This window comes from Nocardia sp. NPDC052112 (assembly GCF_040680135.1).
Classification (GTDB): Bacteria; Actinomycetota; Actinomycetes; order Mycobacteriales; family Mycobacteriaceae; genus Nocardia.
This window is the reverse complement of record NZ_JBFAWD010000043.1, coordinates 1-18,839: the sequence shown is the minus strand read 5'-3', so window position 1 is coordinate 18,839 and position 18,839 is coordinate 1. Positions and strand designations below refer to the sequence as shown.

12 protein-coding genes and 1 pseudogene are annotated in these 18,839 nt (G+C 64.5%); all 13 read right to left on the bottom strand.

Features of this window, described 5'->3' with window-relative positions; genetic code table 11:
- Positions 1–182: 182 nt before the first annotated feature.
- The gene (locus tag AB0L58_RS41050) at positions 183–4,136 is read right to left on the bottom strand and encodes a DNA-directed RNA polymerase subunit beta' (protein WP_364396455.1); all 3,954 of its coding nucleotides are present in this window, start codon (positions 4,134–4,136) and stop codon (positions 183–185) included.
- 106 nt (positions 4,137–4,242) lie between these two features.
- Positions 4,243–7,749, bottom strand: coding sequence for a DNA-directed RNA polymerase subunit beta (locus AB0L58_RS41045; RefSeq protein ID WP_364396452.1), 3,507 nt, complete (start codon positions 7,747–7,749; stop codon positions 4,243–4,245).
- A gap of 421 nt (positions 7,750–8,170) precedes the next feature.
- On the bottom strand, positions 8,171–8,767 hold the full coding sequence (locus tag AB0L58_RS41040) for a hypothetical protein (RefSeq protein ID WP_364396449.1): 597 nt from the start codon (positions 8,765–8,767) through the stop codon (positions 8,171–8,173).
- 134 nt (positions 8,768–8,901) lie between these two features.
- Positions 8,902–9,609, bottom strand: a complete 708-nt coding sequence (locus AB0L58_RS41035) for a hypothetical protein (protein ID WP_364396446.1) — start codon at positions 9,607–9,609, stop codon at positions 8,902–8,904.
- A 50-nt stretch (positions 9,610–9,659) separates the two neighbouring features.
- Positions 9,660–10,901 carry an MlaD family protein gene (locus tag AB0L58_RS41030; RefSeq protein ID WP_364396443.1) on the bottom strand — a complete coding sequence of 414 codons (1,242 nt, stop codon included), beginning with the start codon at positions 10,899–10,901 and terminating at the stop codon, positions 9,660–9,662.
- Positions 10,898–12,142 (bottom strand): MCE family protein, encoded by a 1,245-nt coding sequence (locus tag AB0L58_RS41025; protein WP_364396440.1) that lies wholly within the window; start codon positions 12,140–12,142, stop codon positions 10,898–10,900. Before AB0L58_RS41025 ends, AB0L58_RS41030 begins: the two co-directional genes overlap by 4 nt.
- The gene (locus AB0L58_RS41020; RefSeq protein ID WP_364396437.1) at positions 12,139–13,413 is read right to left on the bottom strand and encodes an MCE family protein; all 1,275 of its coding nucleotides are present in this window, start codon (positions 13,411–13,413) and stop codon (positions 12,139–12,141) included. Before AB0L58_RS41020 ends, AB0L58_RS41025 begins: the two co-directional genes overlap by 4 nt.
- 1 nt (position 13,414) lies before the next feature.
- Positions 13,415–14,425, bottom strand: coding sequence for an MCE family protein (locus AB0L58_RS41015; protein WP_364396435.1), 1,011 nt, complete (start codon positions 14,423–14,425; stop codon positions 13,415–13,417).
- Positions 14,425–15,492 (bottom strand): MCE family protein, encoded by a 1,068-nt coding sequence (locus AB0L58_RS41010; RefSeq protein ID WP_364396559.1) that lies wholly within the window; start codon positions 15,490–15,492, stop codon positions 14,425–14,427. The genes AB0L58_RS41015 and AB0L58_RS41010 overlap by 1 nt, the downstream gene beginning before the upstream one ends.
- An 8-nt stretch (positions 15,493–15,500) precedes the next feature.
- Positions 15,501–16,853, bottom strand: coding sequence for an MCE family protein (locus AB0L58_RS41005; RefSeq protein WP_364396432.1), 1,353 nt, complete (start codon positions 16,851–16,853; stop codon positions 15,501–15,503).
- 37 nt (positions 16,854–16,890) lie between these two features.
- Positions 16,891–17,655: an ABC transporter permease gene (locus AB0L58_RS41000; RefSeq protein WP_364396556.1), complete on the bottom strand. Its 765-nt coding sequence runs from the start codon at positions 17,653–17,655 to the stop codon at positions 16,891–16,893.
- A 105-nt stretch (positions 17,656–17,760) separates the two neighbouring features.
- On the bottom strand, positions 17,761–18,468 hold the full coding sequence (locus AB0L58_RS40995; RefSeq protein ID WP_364396553.1) for an ABC transporter permease: 708 nt from the start codon (positions 18,466–18,468) through the stop codon (positions 17,761–17,763).
- A 98-nt stretch (positions 18,469–18,566) separates the two neighbouring features.
- A pseudogene (locus AB0L58_RS40990) lies at positions 18,567–18,839 on the bottom strand (ABC transporter ATP-binding protein); the annotation flags it as partial.

Genomic DNA, 18,839 nt, shown 5'->3' with positions numbered 1-18,839 from the left:
GGGATTCATCGGAAAGTTCGCAAATCTACTGCTCGGCACGTGAGCCGAAGGTGAAATCCAGTCCGGCCGTCTTCACAGCACGAAAGTGGTCGTCCGCAGTTGCGATATCTCGACAATATGTGAAAAAGCGATCGCCCCGCTCCTATCGGAGCGGGGCGATCGCCTGACCAAGAGCTACCGGATTACCGGTAGTCGCTGAAACCGTAATCGTCGAGCGGGACCGCGGCACCGGTGGTGGCGCCGAAGCTGTCCGGGCTGTAGTAGGTGTCGTCATAGGACGGCACCGCGTACGCCGCGGCACGAGCCTCTTCGGTCGGCTGGACCTGGATGTTGCGGTAACGGTTGATGCCGGTACCGGCCGGGATCAGCTTGCCGATGATCACGTTTTCCTTCAGACCGATGAGCTTGTCCGAGCGGCAGTTGATGGCCGCGTCGGTCAGGACTCGGGTGGTCTCCTGGAACGATGCCGCAGACAGCCACGAATCGGTCGCGAGCGACGCCTTCGTGATACCCATCAGCACCGGGCGACCCGCCGCGGGCTCATTGCCCTCGGCGACGACGCGACGGTTGGAGGCCTCGAACTCGGACCGCTCGGTGAGCGAGCCGGGCAGGAACTCCGTGGCACCCGAATCGATGATCGTCACGCGACGCAGCATCTGGCGCACGATGACCTCGATGTGCTTGTCGTGGATCGACACACCCTGCGAGCGGTAGACCTCCTGGACCTCGTGGACCAGGTGGATCTGCACCTGACGGGGACCCATCACGCGCAGCACCTCGTGCGGATCCGCCGCGCCTTCCAGCAGCTGCTGGCCGACCTCGACGTGGTCACCGTCGGAGAGCAGACGCTCGGTACCGTCGTCGTGCTTGAACACACGCAGGCGCTGACGCTTCGAGAGCTTGTCGTAGACAACCTCTTCACCACCGTCATCCGGGATGATGGTGATCTTGTAGAAGCGATCGTCGTCCTCGAGCCGCACCCGACCCGAGACCTCCGCGATCGGCGCCTTGCCCTTGGGCACACGAGCCTCGAAGAGCTCCTGCACACGGGGCAGACCGCCGGTGATGTCGTCACCCGCGACACCACCCTGGTGGAAGGTACGCATGGTCAGCTGGGTACCGGGCTCACCGATGGACTGTGCGGCGACGATACCGACGGCCTCACCGATATCGACCAGCTTGCCGGTCGCCATGGAGCGGCCGTAGCAGGTCGCGCACACGCCGGTGCCGGTGGTGCAGGTCAGCACGGAGCGGACCTTCACATCGGTGATGCCGGCGTCGAGCAGCGCCTCGATGGCCGGGTCGCCGAGGTCGGCGCCCTTCTCCACGATGACATTGCCCTTCGCGTCGATCGCATCGGCCGCGAGCGTCCGCGCGTAGGCGGAGGTCTCCACATGCGCGTCCCGGATCAGCGAGCCATCGAACTGCTTCTCCGCGATCGGCACGGTGATGCCACGCTCGGTGCCACAGTCGTGCTCGCGCACGATGACGTCCTGCGAGACGTCCACCAGACGACGGGTCAGGTAACCCGAGTCGGCGGTGCGAAGCGCGGTGTCGGCCAGACCCTTACGGGCACCGTGGGTGTTGATGAAGTACTCCAGCACCGTCAGGCCCTCACGGAAGGAGGACTTGATCGGCCGCGGGATGAACTCACCCTTCGGGTTGGTAACCAGGCCCTTCATACCGGCGAGGGTACGAGTCTGGGTGAAGTTACCGGTCGCGCCCGAGTCGACGATCGTGATGATCGGGTTGTCGGCCGGGTAGTGCGAACGCAGCGCCTTACCGACCTCTTCGGTCGCTTCCTGCCAGATCTTGACCAGGGCGTTGTTGCGTTCCTGGTGGTCGAGAGCACCACGCTGGTACTTCTTCTCGATCTGATCGGACTGCGCCTCGTAGCGCTCCATGATCTCGGTCTTCTCCGGCGGAACGAGCACGTCCGACATCGAGACCGTCACGCCGGAACGGGTGGCCCAGTAGAAGCCCGCGTCCTTCAGCTTGTCGACGGTCTGCGCGACCACGATCATCGGGTAGCGCTCGGCCAGATCGTTGATGATCGTGGCTTGACGCTTCTTCGGCATCTGCTCGTTGATGAACGCGTAGTCCGCCGGGAGCAGCTCGTTGAACAGCACGCGACCGAGGGTGGTCTCGGCGATCCACGCGTCGCCGCGGTTCCAGCCATCCGGGAACAGCTCGGCCTCGACGGCCTTCGGCGGGCGCTGGTCGGTGAGCCGCACCTTGATCAACGAACGCACGGTGAGCTCACCGCGGTCCACCGCCATCTGCGCCTCGGCGGGCGAGGAGTACACGCCCTGTTCCGGTGCGTCCTTGGTGGCCGCCTGGTACTCGCCCCGCGCGCCGTCTTCCAGGCGGGTCAGGTAGTACAGACCGGTCACCATGTCCAGACGCGGCATGGCCAGCGGACGACCCGAGGCGGGCGACAGGATGTTGTTCGAGGACAACATCAGGATGCGGGCCTCGGCCTGCGCCTCCGCGGACAGCGGCAGGTGCACGGCCATCTGGTCACCGTCGAAGTCGGCGTTGAACGCCTCACAGACCAGCGGGTGCAGCTGGATGGCCTTACCCTCCACCAGCTGCGGCTCGAAGGCCTGGATGCCGAGGCGGTGCAGGGTGGGCGCACGGTTCAGCAGCACCGGGTGCTCGGCGATGACCTCTTCGAGGACATCCCACACCTGCGGCCGCTGCCGCTCCACCATCCGCTTGGCGGACTTGATGTTCTGCGCGTGGTTCAGGTCGACCAGACGCTTCATCACGAACGGCTTGAACAGCTCCAGCGCCATCAGCTTGGGCAGACCGCACTGGTGCAGCTTCAACTGCGGACCGACGACGATGACCGAACGACCGGAGTAGTCGACGCGCTTACCGAGCAGGTTCTGCCGGAAACGACCCTGCTTACCCTTGAGCAGATCGCTCAGCGACTTCAGCGGGCGGTTACCCGGTCCGGTGACCGGGCGGCCACGGCGGCCGTTGTCGAACAGCGCGTCCACGGACTCCTGCAGCATCCGCTTCTCGTTGTTGACGATGATCTCGGGCGCACCCAGATCGATCAGTCGCTTGAGGCGGTTGTTGCGGTTGATCACGCGGCGGTACAGGTCGTTCAGGTCGGAGGTGGCGAAGCGGCCACCGTCGAGCTGAACCATCGGGCGCAGCTCCGGCGGGATCACCGGAACGGCGTCGAGCACCATGCCCATGGGCGAGTTGCCGTTGGCCTGGAAGGCCGCGACAACCTTGAGCCGCTTGAGCGCGCGCAGCTTCTTCTGGCCCTTACCGCTGCGGATGGTCTCGCGCAGCAACTCGGCCTCGGCGTCGATGTCGAAGTTCTCCATCAGCTTCTGGATGGACTCCGCACCCATGGCGCCGGTGAAGTACTCGCCGTAGCGGTCGATCAGCTCGCGGTAGAGCACCTCATCGACGATGAGCTGCTTGACCGACAGCTTGGTGAAGGTGTTCCAGATCTCGTCGAGCCGGTCCAGCTCGCGCTGGGCACGGTCGCGCAGCTGACGCATTTCGCGCTCGCCGCCGTCCTTGACCTTGCGGCGAACGTCGGACTTGGCACCCTCGGCCTCGAGCTCGGCCAGATCGGCCTCGAGCTTCTGGGCGCGGGCCTCGAGATCGGCGTCGCGCTGATCGGCGACCGCCTTCTTCTCGACCTCCATCTCGGCCTCGAGCGTGGAGAGCTCGTTGTGGCGCAGCTCCTCGTCGACACCGACGATGACGTAGGCGGCGAAGTAGATGATCTTTTCCAGATCCTTCGGCGCCAGGTCGAGCAGATACCCGAGGCGCGAAGGCACGCCCTTGAAGTACCAGATGTGGGTAACCGGAGCGGCCAGCTCGATGTGGCCCATCCGCTCACGGCGCACCTTGGCACGAGTCACCTCGACGCCACAGCGCTCACAGATGATGCCCTTGAAGCGGACACGCTTGTACTTACCGCAGTAGCACTCCCAGTCCCGGGTGGGACCGAAGATCTTCTCGCAGAACAGGCCGTCCTTCTCCGGCTTGAGCGTGCGGTAGTTGATGGTCTCCGGCTTCTTCACCTCGCCGTAGGACCACTGGCGGATGTCTTCGGCGGTGGCCAGACCGATCCGGAGTTCATCGAAGAAGTTGACGTCTAGCACGTAACTTCCTTTCCCCTATTCGGGTCGAATTCGAGCAAAAAGTTCACTAGTTGGTCGAGCGCGGAGGCCGGGTGTCGTCGGCGTGCACGACATCCGGCCCTACCGCCTAGTTCGCCAGATCGTCGACGGTCGCGGCTTCGTTCCTGGACAGGTTGATGCCCAGGTTCGCGGCCGCGCGCTCCAGATCCTCATCATCGCCGTCGCGCATCTCGATCGCCGCACCGTCCGAAGACAGCACCTCGACATTGAGGCACAGCGACTGGAGCTCCTTCAGGAGCACCTTGAACGACTCCGGAATGCCCGGCTCCGGAATGTTCTCGCCCTTGACGATCGCCTCGTACACCTTCACGCGACCGACCACGTCGTCGGACTTGATGGTGAGCAGTTCCTGCAGGGTGTAGGCGGCGCCGTAGGCCTGCATGGCCCAGCACTCCATCTCACCGAAGCGCTGACCACCGAACTGCGCCTTACCACCGAGCGGCTGCTGGGTGATCATCGAGTACGGGCCGGTCGAACGGGCGTGGATCTTGTCGTCGACCAGGTGATGCAGCTTCAGGATGTACATGTAGCCGACCGCGACCGGGTACGGGAAGGGCTCACCGGAACGTCCGTCGAACAACGTCGCCTTGCCGTTGTCGTCGACCATGCGCTCACCGTCGCGGTTCGGCAGGGTCGAGGCGAGCAGACCGGTCAGCTCCTCTTCACGAGCACCGTCGAACACCGGGGTGGCGATGTTGGAATCGGCCGGAGCCGCCAGCATCTCCTCCGGCAGTGCCTTGGCCCAGTCCGGACGGGAACCGTCCCCATCGGCGCCGACATCCCAGCCCGCCTTGCCGATCCACCCGAGGTGGGTCTCCAAGATCTGGCCGATGTTCATACGACGCGGCACACCGTGGGTGTTCAGGATGATGTCCACCGGCGTGCCATCGGGCAGGAACGGCATGTCCTCGGTCGGGAGGATCTTGCCGATAACACCCTTGTTGCCGTGCCGACCGGCCAGCTTGTCGCCGTCCTGGATCTTGCGCTTCTGCGCCACGTACACCCGGACCAGCTCGTTGACACCGGGAGGCAGATCGTCGTCGTCCTCGCGCGAGAACACGCGGATGCCGATGACCTTGCCGGACTCACCGTGCGGCACCTTCAGCGAGGTGTCACGCACCTCGCGCGCTTTCTCACCGAAGATCGCGCGCAGCAGCCGCTCCTCCGGGGTCAGCTCGGTCTCACCCTTCGGGGTGACCTTGCCGACCAGGATGTCGCCGTCGCGCACCTCGGCGCCGATACGCACGATGCCGCGCTCGTCCAGGTCCGCGAGGACCTCGTCGGAGACGTTCGGGATATCCCGGGTGATCTCCTCGGCACCGAGCTTGGTGTCGCGGGCATCGATTTCGTGCTCCTCGATGTGGATCGAGGTGAGCACGTCCTCCTCCACGAGGCGCTGCGACAGGATGATCGCGTCCTCGTAGTTGTGGCCTTCCCACGGCATGATCGCCACGAGCAGGTTCTTACCGAGCGCCATCTCACCGTTCTCGGTGCACGGACCATCGGCGAGCACCTGACCGGACTCGACCCGCTGCCCCTCGTCCACGATCGGACGCTGGTTGGCGCAGGTGCCCTGGTTCGAGCGCGCGAACTTGCGCATCCGGTAGCTCTTGCGGGTGCCGTCGTCGGCCATCACGGTGACGTAATCGGCCGAAACCTCTTCCACCACACCGGACTTCTCGTTCACCACGACATCACCGGCGTCGACCGCGGCGCGCAGCTCCATACCGGTACCCACGATCGGGGATTCGGAACGGATCAGCGGTACGGCCTGGCGCTGCATGTTCGCACCCATGAGGGCACGGTTGGCGTCGTCGTGCTCGAGGAACGGAATCATCGCGGTCGCGACCGAAACCATCTGGCGCGGCGAGACGTCCATGTAGTCGACCTCGGAGGCGGGGACGAGCTCGTTCTCGTCGTTGCCCCGGCGGCAGAGCACGCGCTCCTCGATGAAGCGGCCGTCGGCGTCGACCGGCGAGTTGGCCTGCGCACGGACGTGGCGGTCCTCTTCGTCGGCGGTCAGGTACTTGACCTCGTCGGTGACCACGCCGTCGACCACCTTGCGGTACGGCGTCTCGATGAAGCCGAACGGGTTGACCCGCGCGTACACCGACAGCGAACCGATCAGGCCGATGTTCGGGCCTTCCGGGGTCTCGATCGGGCACATGCGGCCGTAGTGCGAGGTGTGCACGTCACGGACTTCCAGGCCGGCGCGCTCACGCGACAGACCACCCGGGCCGAGCGCCGAGAGGCGGCGCTTGTGGGTCAGACCCGACAGCGGGTTGTTCTGGTCCATGAACTGCGACAGCTGCGAGGTTCCGAAGAACTCCTTGATCGCGGCCACGACGGGACGGATGTTGATCAGGGTCTGCGGCGTGATGGCCTCGACGTCCTGGGTGGTCATCCGCTCGCGGACCACACGCTCCATACGCGAGAGGCCGACCCGGATCTGGTTCTGGATCAGTTCGCCGACGGTGCGCAGGCGACGGTTGCCGAAGTGGTCGATGTCGTCGACCTCGACCGGCACCTCTTCGCCGCCCGGCGCGGTCATCGCCCGATCACCGGCGTGCAGACGCACCAGGTACTCGATCGTGGTGACGATGTCTTCCTTGGTGAGCACCGATGCGGTGATCGGCTCGCCGAGGTGGATGCCGAGCTTCTTGTTGATCTTGTAGCGACCGACGCGCGCCAGGTCGTAGCGCTTCTCCTTGAAGAACAGGTTCTCCAACAGGGTCTGCGCGGACTCCTTGGTCGGCGGCTCACCCGGACGCAGCTTGCGGTAGATGTCCAACAGCGCCTCGTCCTGACCGGCGGTGTTGTCCTTCTCCAGGGTCGACATCATGATCTCGGAGAAGCCGAAGCGCTCGACGATCTCCTCGGTGGTCCACCCCAGCGCCTTCAGCAGCACGGTGACCGGCTGACGGCGCTTGCGGTCGATGCGCACACCGACGGTGTCGCGCTTGTCGACATCGAACTCCAGCCACGCACCGCGCGACGGAATGACGCGCACGCTGTGCAGGTCCTTCTCGGTGCCCTTGTCGACGGAGTGATCGAAGTACACACCCGGCGAACGCACCAGCTGCGATACGACGACGCGCTCGGTGCCGTTGATGATGAACGTGCCCTTATCGGTCATCATCGGGAAATCACCCATGAAGACCGTCTGGCTCTTGATCTCACCGGTGTTGTTGTTGATGAACTCGGCGGTCACGAACAACGGCGCCGCGTAGGTCATGTCCTTGTCTTTGCACTCGTCGATGGAGGCCTTGACCTCCTCGAAACGAGGATCCGAGAAAGACAACGACATCGACCCGGAGAAGTCCTCGATCGGCGAGAGCTCCTCGAGTACCTCCTCCAGACCGCCCGTTAGTCCGCCGTCGCCGCGAGCCGCGGCTTTCTCACGCCACGAAGGCGAGCCGATCAACCATGCAAATGAGTCGGTCTGTAGATCGAGAAGTCCGGGCACCTCCAAGGGTTCACGGATCTTCGCGAAAGACACCCGCAACGGGGCTCCGGGGATTCCGGCAACTGCCTTGGTCTGGGTGGAGACTGCCAAGATGCGTCCTTCCAGCACCTCACGCGCGTCGCGTGGTGGTCCGCGACCGTCGCTTGTCTGCTACGAATTCCGCTGGATACAACCCGAACGAAACCCGAACAGGCAACAACGGAAGTAACACCGGAAGGTGGAACTTACGTGTGCAAATCGAGGTATGGACAGGAGGCAGCCAGCGCAACGTCCAACCGTACACCCATACGCAAGGTGGTGTCAAAGTACCACCCGAAACAGCCGCCGCGTGGCGGCGCGCCGTGACCGTTATGTCCGCGTGCCATGCCCGAATCGCTGGCTGCGTCGGGTAGTCACGGGGCTTGTGAAGCCACTGTGACAGCTGCCGCTGTTGTGAATAGCGTGACGTGTCCGGCGAAACTCGTCAAGTGGCGGGCTCGAGCCGATGATCGGCCAGATCCCCTGGCCCGCTGGGCTTATGCCGCCGAAATCACTGATCGACGATGGCCGCGGCCAGCCACTTGCCGTCCACCTTCTGCATTTTCAGCACGATCGGGCCGGACGCGCTCTGTTGGGCGACCCCGTTCTTGTTCGCGCTGACCACGAAGTTCACCAGCAGTTCGGCGCGATCCTCGGTGAGCAAGGTCACCCCGATCGGGTCGGCGAGGGCATCGGCGCTGGTCTGCGCCTGTTTCAGGGCGGCGAGATTGGTATCGGCGTACTTGTCGAAATCGGCAAGCATCTGCCCGGTGACGACCCCGTGTACCGCATCCTTGTAGCCGTCGAGTTTGTTCACGTCGTAGGCGTAGATGGTCTTCAACGCGTGCGAGGCGGCCGCGGTCACCTCTTCGGTGGCCTTGCTGTCCACATAGGCCGCATTCGAGTCGTCGATGCCCGGACGGAAGGCCGCGACCGTGGCGAATGCGCCGAGCAGCACGGCGACGACGAGGATGGCCGCGACCACGCCCCAACCCGCATTCGGACGCAACCGCTGCGACCACGGCCGCGACGGCACGGCGGACGGTGGAGCCGAGCCGGCCGATTCCACGGTGCCGGCGACCCCGGCGACCTTCGCCCGGCGCTTCACGGTCGTTTCCTCGGCCGCACGGCTGCTGCGGCGGGTGGTAACGGACCCGGTGTTCGCCGCCGTACGGCCGACGGTGGGACGGTTGCGGGGAGTGACCCGATTGACTGGTCGACGAGATGCCATGACGGGTTCTCCTACGATCCGGGCTTGGGCGCCGCGCCCTCGGACGGTGTCGCACCGGGCTGTCCGGCAGTCGGTTGATTCAGGGGGATGGGCTGACTCAGTGGACTCGCCTTCTCGGCCTTCCAGATGTCACCCTGCTTGACCAGATCGAGGGCCCAGGTCTGCCGATAGGGATACGGCGCGACGTCCGGGGCCGTCCTGGTGGTCTGCAGCACGATGAGCGCAGAGGCGTGGTCGCGCTCGGAGTTCAGCGCGGTCAGCGAGGAGCCGATGACCTTGGACTCCAGTCTGGTCTTCGCCTGCTTGGCCTGCTCGCGGAACTGATCCTGGGTCTTGGTGGCATCGTCGAGCAGCGATCCGGTCATCGACGACTGGATCAGCTTGATCGAACCGTCCACATCATTGGGATCCAACGACATCAGGTTGATCGCGGCCTGCCTGGCATCGGCGAGGGCGGTATCGCGCGCCTCGGCACGCGGACCGTCGGTGAAGAACGCCGCGCGCACCCAGCCGGTGCCGAACCAGACCGCGGCGATCAGCGCCACGACCAGCGCGGCGGCCGCGGCCATGGTGGCCGCGCGTCGTCCGGTGGCAGCGTCCGAGGACGCCACCGTCGGGGGCACGGGATCCGATGCCGTCGCGTCATGCGCTGCGGCATCAGTTTCCGTGGAATCGGAGCCGGTCACCGCCGGCGTTTCCTTGGACATGTCGATGCTCACAGCGTGACACCCTAACTTCTATTACTGCGGGGTAACCGCGTAGGTCCTGCTCACCGCTTGGGCGTGACCCCCAGCAGGGTGGCCATCTGCACGGCGATCGGGTTCAGATTCAGCTTCTCGGGATCGGTCTTCGGGTTGGCATCCCAGGGCTGCACAATGCTCGGATCGGCCAGGTCGGCGCGCAGACCGCCGCGCACCGCGGTCGGATTGCCAAACGGCACAGTGCATTTCGCGTCCTTGTTGAACGGGAAGTCGTCGCGGGTGTCGTCGAAGTCCGGATTCTCCCGCTTCATCTGATCCAGGATCGCCTTGGTGCCCTCGTAGCCCTGGGTGCAGGCGGGTGGATTGTTCACCTCGAGCACCAGGCCGAAGTGGCTGGTGCCGTCGCCGGGCGCGGTGGCCGACGCGCCGATCGACAGCCCCGGCAGCATCTGCAGCAGCGGGCGCAGCGCGTAGAACTTCGGCGAGATGGACAGCAACAGCTGACGCAGGTTGGTCAGGTCCTCGGTGAGGGCGCCGCCGCTCTCGTGCAGCAGCGCGGTGATCTGCTGACCGGCATCGGTGCCGGTGCCGATGAGACGCCGGATATCCGGATCGCTGGAGCGCAGCTGGGCGGTGAGTTCGTCGAGGCCCTGGCTGAACTGCCGGATGTAGCCCGACTGCTCGGCCTGGGTGCCCAGTGCGACCCGGCCGTCGCGGATCAGCTGGATCGTCTGCGGCAGTGTGTCGTTGAACGTCGCGGTGAACTTGTTCAGCGAATCGATGAAGACCTTGAGGTCGTCGCCCTTGCCGTCGAAGGCCTTGCCGAGTTCGGTGACGGTGGTGTTGAGCGCGGTGAGATCGACCGAGCGGGTGAAGGTATCCACACTCTGGACCAGCTGTTCGACCGAAATCGGCGTCGTCGCCGAGGCGATGACCGAACCGTCGCGCAAATACGGGCCCTTGTCGGAATCGGGCTGCAGATCCACGTACTGCTCACCGATGGCCGAACGGTTGGCGATCACCGCACGAGCCGACTCCGGAATCTTCGGCGCACCCGAATCGAGCACCAGACTGATGGCCACACCCGTGTCGGTGAGTTCGAGATTGCCGACCCGCCCGACCGGGACGCCGCGGTAGGTCACCTCGGCGCCCTTGTAGATGCCGCCGGTCTGCTTGGCTTCCACCTTCACCTTGTACTCGCCGATACCGAGCATGTGATCGAGCCGAACGTATTTGGCGCCGACGAAAACCACGCCGAGCACCGCGATCAAGGCGAACGCGACCAGCTGATAGCGCACCAGACGGGTCATCGCTGACCACCTCCGATCTGGTCGAGAATCGCCCCGAGCGGATCGGTCGGCAGCTGCGGCAGACCGGCCGGGTAACGAGGAATATTGGGCGGCAGCGGCAGCAGCGATACCGTCGGCCAACCCGAACGCGGACCATTGCCGCCGTAGTACGGGTTGGTCGGATTCACCGGCACCTCGGGGCCGTAGGGCGGCGGAATGTATACCGGATCACCCTTGCCGACGCCGAGATTACCGAGTGTGACACCGATCTGCTGATCCACCGAGAGCCAGGTGTTCACCTGGCCGCCGAAGGTGCCCTCCAGTGTCGAGTCCGGGAACGGATAGGTCGGCACCAGCGGCAGCGCGGTGACCAGATCCGGTGCGGCCTTGCCGAGTTCCTGCAGCGTCGGACGCAGCGAGGTCAGATCCTTGATCAGGTCGTCCTTCGAGTGGTTCAACACATCGAACCCGGCCTGGCCCACCCGATCCAGCTGCTGCAGCAGCGCGATCAGTTGTGGCCGCTGCTCGTCCAGGATCTTGATGCCCCGCGGCAGCTCATCGATGATCTTGCTGATCTGGTCGGTCTGGGTGCTGACCCGGTTGCTCAGTGTGGCGAGTCCGTCGATGGCTCTGGTGATGTCGTCGACCTGCTCGTTCAGCCCACCGATCAGGGTATTGGCCTGATCGAGCAATGAACGCACCCGCTCCTCGCGGCCACCGAGTGTCTTGTTCAGCTCCGTGACAATGGGCTGCAGCTGCGCGACGCCACCACCGTTGAGCAGCAAGGACAGCGCTCCGAGCACCTGCTCGATCTCCGTCGCGTGCCGGGTGTGGTCGGCCGGGATGACCGAACCGTTGCCGAGTTTCTTGCTGTCGGGTTCCTCGGCCGGCTTGGACAGCTCGATGAATTTCTCGCCGAGCAGATTCGACTGCCGCACCTCGGCCCGCACATTGGCGGGCAGATCGACCGAGGAGTTCACCAGCGCGCGCACGCTGGCGGTCCAGCCGTCCGGGGCCAGTGCGATTTTCTCGACGCGGCCGACCGCCACGCCCTCGACCTTGACCGCGGACTGCGGCACCAGATCGAGCACATCGTCGAAGCGGATATCGATGGTCATCGGATGGTCACCGACATCGGCGCCGCCGGGCAGCGGCACCGCGTAGATGCCCTCGGACGAGCACGAGGTCACCAGGACCGCGCTCATGCCGACCACCAGCACGGCGCCGAAAGTGCGTGCCGCGGAACGAATTCGGATGTTCATCGCTGGCCGCCTCCCTGCGAGGGCGGAAGTTGATCGGACGGGGTGCCGGGGACCGTGCCGGGCACCGGAGCGCGCTGCTCGTTGTCATTGCTGAGGATGCCGAACGGCAGGATCAACGTCGGCGTCTTGACACCGGCGGTGATCTGATCGGTGATCTCCTTGCAGTGGTCCAGAATCGGGCGCATCTGTTTGCCGAGCGCCTCGAACTTCGGATCGCCGGGCATCAACTTGCTCAGATCCAGCATCTTGCACACCGCGCCGAACGGATCCTGCAGATCGGTGAGGTTGGCGCGCATGTCGAGGGTGCCGGATTCGGCATTGTGAATATTGATCAGGTTGCTCAGCGCAAGCGGCAGCACCGGCAGTGCCGCGGCCAGATCGTCGCGCTGCTTGGCCAGTGTCGCGGTGAGCGTGGTCAGGCCCTGGGCATTCTGCTGGACCAGATCGCGGTTCTCGTCGATGAACCGGGCGACATCGCCCAGCGCGACCGACAGCAGGTTCAGTGCCGCACCCAGATCCTGGCGTTCCCCCGCGAGGAAGGTCGACAGATCCGCGAGCTGGGCATTGAATTGCCGCACCTGCTGGTCGTTCTGGGCCAGCATGGTGACGAAGGTCTGCAGATTCTTGACGGTGTCGAAGATATCGCCGCGGGCATCACCCAGGTACCGCGCCGCGCGCGAGAGCTGAGTGATGCTGTTGGCCAAGGCTTCTCCGTTGCCCGCCAGATTCGCCGCCGAGGTGCGCACCAATTCGTTCACCGCGCCCTTGGCGTTGGCGCCGTTGGGGCCCAACGCATCCGAGAGTTCGGTGATGCTCTTGTACAGCTGGTCGACCTCGACCGGGGTGACCGTGCGATCACGCGGAATGGTCGCATTGCGTGGCATCTTCGGCCCATCGGTGTAGGCCGGGGTCAGCTGGATGTAGCGGTCGGAGACGATCGACGGCGTGATCTGCGCGGCCTTGGCCTCGGCGGGCACGTCGTAGCTGCGGTCGACGCTCATCACCACCTTGACCTGCTCGCCTTGCGGCTCGACGGAATCCACCTTGCCCACCGGCACACCGAGAATGCGCACATCCGAACCCTCGTAGATGCCGACCGAGCGGTCGAAGTACGCGGTGATCTTGGTCGTGGTCATCCGGTCGAATAGCCACCAGAGTGCACCGGCCAAGACCAGCGCCGCGATCACGCCGATCGCGATGCCCACCTTGGTGCCGCGACGCGAGGTCCGTATCGCGGTGAGCGGTTCCTTACGAGGCCAGTTCACCGCCATGTCAGTTACCTCCCATGGTGCGCACCGGCGGCCGGTCGCCCGGAATTTCCGGCAGACCGGGCGGGAGCAGGTTCACGATCACCGCGTCGAACCAGCGACCGGTGCCGAGCACATTGGCGTAGAGGCCGTAGAACGGCGCCGCGAGCTCCAGCGTCTTGGAAATGTTCTGTTGGTTTTTGTTCAACAGGTCGATGGAGGCGTCGAGGTTGGTCAATGCCGTACCCATCTGCTTCTCGTTATCGGCGACCAGCGCGCTCAGTTCGGCCGACACCGTCTTGGCGCCGGTCAGCAGCTGTGCGATGGATTGCTGACGAATGTTCAACTCGGCCAACAACTGCCCACCATTGGCGAGCAAACGCTCGAACTGCTGATTGCGGTCCGCGAGCACACCCGTGGTCTGTCTGGTCGCCGCGAACAGCTTCTTCAGCTCCTCATCGCGCTTGCCGAGAGTCTCCGAGAGCCGGGCGACACCGTCGATGGAGTTGCGGATCTCCGGCGGTGTGGTCTCGAACGCCTCCGCGAGCACCCGCATGCTGGTGGCCAGCTGCGCGGTGTCGATCTGATCGATGTTCTTGGCCGCATCGCTGAACGCGTCCACCACGTCGTACGGAGAGACCGTGCGCGACAACGGAATCACCTTGCTCGGATCGGCGGGCTCGGAACCCTTCGGGTCCAGTGCCAGGTACTTCTGTCCGAGCACGGTCTTGATCTGGATGGAGGCGGTGGTCTCGTTGCCGATCCACGCGTCCTGGGTGCGGAAATCGACGAGCACCTTATTGCCGTCGAGCCGAACATCCGATACCGCACCGACCTTCACACCCGCGATACGAACCTCATTGCCCTTCTTGAGGCCGGCCGCTTCGGAGAACTGCGCGGTGTACTTGGTGCCCGCGCCGATGATCGGCAACTTGTCCAGGAAGAATGCGGAAATCGTCACGAGCAGCACCATTGCGACGCCGAGCAGACCCATAAACGCGGGACTGCGCTTGCCGAGCAGGATCCGGTCGTCCATCAGTGACCACCCTTCCCCTGGCAGCGCGGCGCGGCATTGGTGTAGAGCGGCTGGTTGACCGTCGGCAACCCGGCCGGAAGGTTGAGCTGCGGCGCGTCCACCGCGCCCGGCCCGACCACGATGTCGATACCGCACAGGTAGAACTGGAACCACGAGCCGTAACTGCCGGCGCGGCCGAGCTTTTCCATCTTGATCGGCAGATTCGTCAGCGCCGTATTCACTTCGTCCTTGCGCTCGTCGATGGTGCCGGTCAGCTGGCTGAGCCCGGCGATCGAGCCCTGCAGCGTCGGGCGGGTCGGCACGAGCAGATCCGCGGTGGCCGAGGCCAGATTGCCGAGTGAGGTGACCGAGCTGCCGATGGTGTCGCGTTCGGCGGCCAATCCGCTGACCAATGCCTCGGTATTCACGATCAGCTGATCGAACTGACCCTCGCGCTCATTGACCGCATTGAGTACGGCCGTCAGGTTCTTCACCAGATCACCGATGACGGCGTCCTTGTCGGCGATCTTGTTGGTCAGGTTCGCGGTGGTCGCCACCAGATCGTGGATGGTGCCCTGCTCGCCCTGGAAGACCTGGATGATCTCGTAGGACAGCTTGTTCACATCATCGGCGGTCAGTGTCTGGAACAGCGGACGGAAGCCGTTGAACAGTGTGGTCAGATTCAGTGCGGGCCTGGTGTGCTCGAGCCCGATGGTCGCGCCCTTGTTGAGCTTGCGGCCCTGCTCCCCCGTGCCCTGTTCGAGCGCGATATAGCGCTGGCCGACCAGGTTGCGGTACTTGATGGTCGCCGTCGTGGAGGCGGGCAGCCAATTGCGGTCGGTCAGTTCGAATCCGACCTCGGCCTGGCGCTTGTCCACGATCTTGACACTGGTCACCTTGCCGACCCGGACACCGGCGATGCGCACCTCGTCGCCGGGATTGAGCGAGGTGACATCGGTGAAGCGCGCCTTGAACGCGGTGCCGCCGCCGGTGTAGTTGGCGATCGAGAGCCCGAGGATCGTCGTCGCCAACAGCGTGATGGCGATGAAGATGATGAGCTTGGTCAGCGGCCCGCCGAGGCCGCGCATCTGTTGCTTCATCGCACGCTCACCTCGCTGCCGCGGAATGCGGGCGCACCGATTCGGGTGACCCAACTGGGCACTTGGTCGGGCGAAACACCGTTCGCCGCACCGTAGATCGTGCCGAGGGTCTGCTGTTCGGCCGCCGAACCGGCCGTGGTCGGCACATTCGCGGCCGGGTACATGCCGAACTGTGGCACCGGCAGCTTGCCGCTGTCCTGGTCACCCGGGTTGCGGCTCGGTACCGCGTAGGAACCGTCGTTATTCGGTCCGCCGGTGTACTGGCCGGGATCGGTGAAGACCGGGTACTCCGGCACGCACCAGGGTCCGCGGGTGTCCAGCCAGCGCGGCTCGTCCTGGTTGGGCAGGTACTTGCCGCGAGTGTTGGTCAGCTCGATGGTTACTCGGGAACCGGGACGCTTGGTGCCCATGCCCATGATCTGGTCGATGCGCGGCTTCATCTTGGCGAAGTTGGCCAGTGCGCAGGCGTAGTTCGGCGAGTAGGTCGCCAACTGTTCCAGCGCGGGCCGCGAATCGGCGGCCACGTCGATGATGTTGTCGCGGTTGGCGATCAGGAAGTCCGCGGTGGTGGCCGCGGTCGGATTCAGCGTGGCCAGCAGGGTGTCGATCTGCGGGCGGCGCTGGACGATGGTCGCGTTGGTCGTGCGCAGATTGTCGAATGCGTCGATCAGCTGTGGCAGCGCGTCGGAGTAGGTGGCGGCCACGTCGGCGAAGCTCACCAGATCCTGCTTGAGATCCGGCATGACCCCGTTCACCTCCCGGAAGATGTGATCCAACTTCTCCACCGACTCACCGAGCGCCACACCCTGCCCCGAAAGCGCCTGGGACAGTGCGCCGAGCGTCGAGGCGAGATCCTGCGGCGGAATCGCCTGCAGCAGCGGCAGCACATCGTCGAGCAGCTTGCTGATCTCGATGGCATTGCCGCTGATGTCCTGATGCAGGGTCACCCCCTCGGTCAGGTGCTGCTTACTCGGCTCGTCCGGGATGACCAGATCCACATACCGCTCGCCGAAGAGCGTCTTCGGCAGCAGCCGAGCGGTCGCATTGACCGGAATCTGCTGCGCTTTACCGGGATCGATCGCGAGGTCGAGGGTCACTTTGCCGCCCTCGGACCGGCTGGATCTGACCTCGCCGACATTGACGCCGCGCACCTTCACATCGGCATTGCGGGTCAACGCATTTCCCACGCTGTCGGTGATCAGCTCGACCTTGACCGTCTCGACGAACACCTTGTTGTAGGCGGCGACCGTCGTGGCCAGGAATAGTGCGCAAATCACGAAGAATGCGATACCGAGCAGCCGGACGCGCAATTTCTCCGTCGCGCGCCACATCTGCACGCTATTACTCATGACGGCACCTCACTGCCGCTTTCCATTTCGATCACGCTCACCCTGCAACCCGCACTGTCGTTGTCGTGCCCCAGATGGCGAGGCTCAGGAAGAAGTCGAGCACATTCACGAGCACGATCGCCGCGCGTACCGCACGACCCACCGCGACGCCGACACCGGCCGGTCCGCCGGTGGCATTGAAGCCGTAATAGCAATGCACCATGATGATTACGAATGCGAAGACCAATACTTTGACGAATGAATATAAGACGTCTTCTGGTGGCAGGAACAGACTGAAATAGTGGTCATAGGAACCACTGGATTGTCCGTTGAACCAGATACTGATCATTCGCGACGCCAGGAAGGTACCGAGCAGGCCGACGATATAGAGCGGGATGACCGCGAGGAAGCCCGCGATCACCCGGGTGGTGACCAGGAACGGTACACCCGGGACCGCCATCACCTCGAGAGCGTCGATCTCCTCGGAGATCCGCATCGCGCCGAGCTGGGCGGTGAAGCCACAACCGACCGTTGCCGACAGTGCGAGCGCGGCGACCAGCGGCGCGATCTCGCGAGTATTGATGTAGGCGGTGAGGAAGCCGGTAAGCACCGAGCTGCCGAGCGAATCCAAGGCCTTGAAGCCCTGCAGGCCGACGACGACGCCGACCGAGCCGGACATGAACACGATGACGCCGATGGTGCCGCCGATGACGGCCAGCGCACCACTGCCGAAGGTCACTTCGGCGAGCAACCGCATGACCTCCTTGCGGTAGTGCACAACGGTGCGCGGAATCCAGGCGATTGCCTTGGAATAGAACGACATCTGATCGCCGGCGCGATCGATCACATTCACCGGCACGCGCACGATCTCACGGGCCCGGCGGGCGGATTTCGCCAGAACCGGGGGACGGTACGAGGTGGCCACGGGTCAGGCGCCCTTGGCGGGGACGACCTGCAAATACACCAGGGTCAGGATCAAGTTCACGAAGAACAGAACCATGAAGGTGATAACCACGGATTGGTTCACCGCGTCTCCGACTCCTTTCGGGCCCCCTTTGGGGTGCAAGCCCTTGTATGCCGCGATCACGCCTGCGAGCAGACCGAATATCAGGGCCTTGATTTCGCCGATCCACAGGTCCGGCAGCTGGGCCAATGCGGAGAACGAAGCGAGGTAAGCGCCGGGCGTACCGCCCTGCAGCGCAACATTGAAGAAATAGCCGCCTGCGATGCCGACGACCGAGACCAGACCGTTGAGCAGCAGCGCGACCAGCATCATGCCGAGCACGCGCGGTACCACGAGCTTCTGCACCGGATCGACGCCCAGCACTTCGAGCGCGTCGATCTCCTCACGGATGGTGCGCGAGCCGAGGTCGGCGGCGACCGCCGAGCCGGCCGCGCCCGCGATGATCAACGCGGTGACAACGGGGGCGGCCTGCTGGACGGTAGCCAGCACGCTGGTTGCGCCGGTAAAGGATTCGGCACCTAGTTGTTTGATCAAGGAGCCGGTCTGCAGCGCGACAACCGCACCGAACGGGATGGCAACCAGTGCGCTGGGCAAGATCGAGACACTCGCGATGAACCACGACTGCTCGATGAATTCGCGCAACTGGAAAGGCCGCTTGAACGTCTTGCGCATAACGTCGATGAGCAGCGCAAAGATGTTGCCGGCCTGGCCAAACCCCGACTCCACTGGAGTCCGCAATCGCGCCAGGGTGGAATTCACGATCGCAGATGTTACCCGTTAGTTGTGTTGTGGCGCACGGTGGTGTCGAACGACCCGCCCTGGTATCCGCCCAGGTCCCCGTTCTGGTACGCCATCACCTGCGTATCGTCGCTCTCCGCAAGTGACTCACGAATAGCAACCTGGGCCGCATGTGGCAGGGTGTGCATGATTTCGCGGACGCGTTCCTTGCGGCGCAGCACGGCCTGACGCACCGGCATACCCGGAGTGGCCCGCATCTGCGGGATGATGCCCTCGACCTCCTCGGCGCCACCATGATGGTGCCC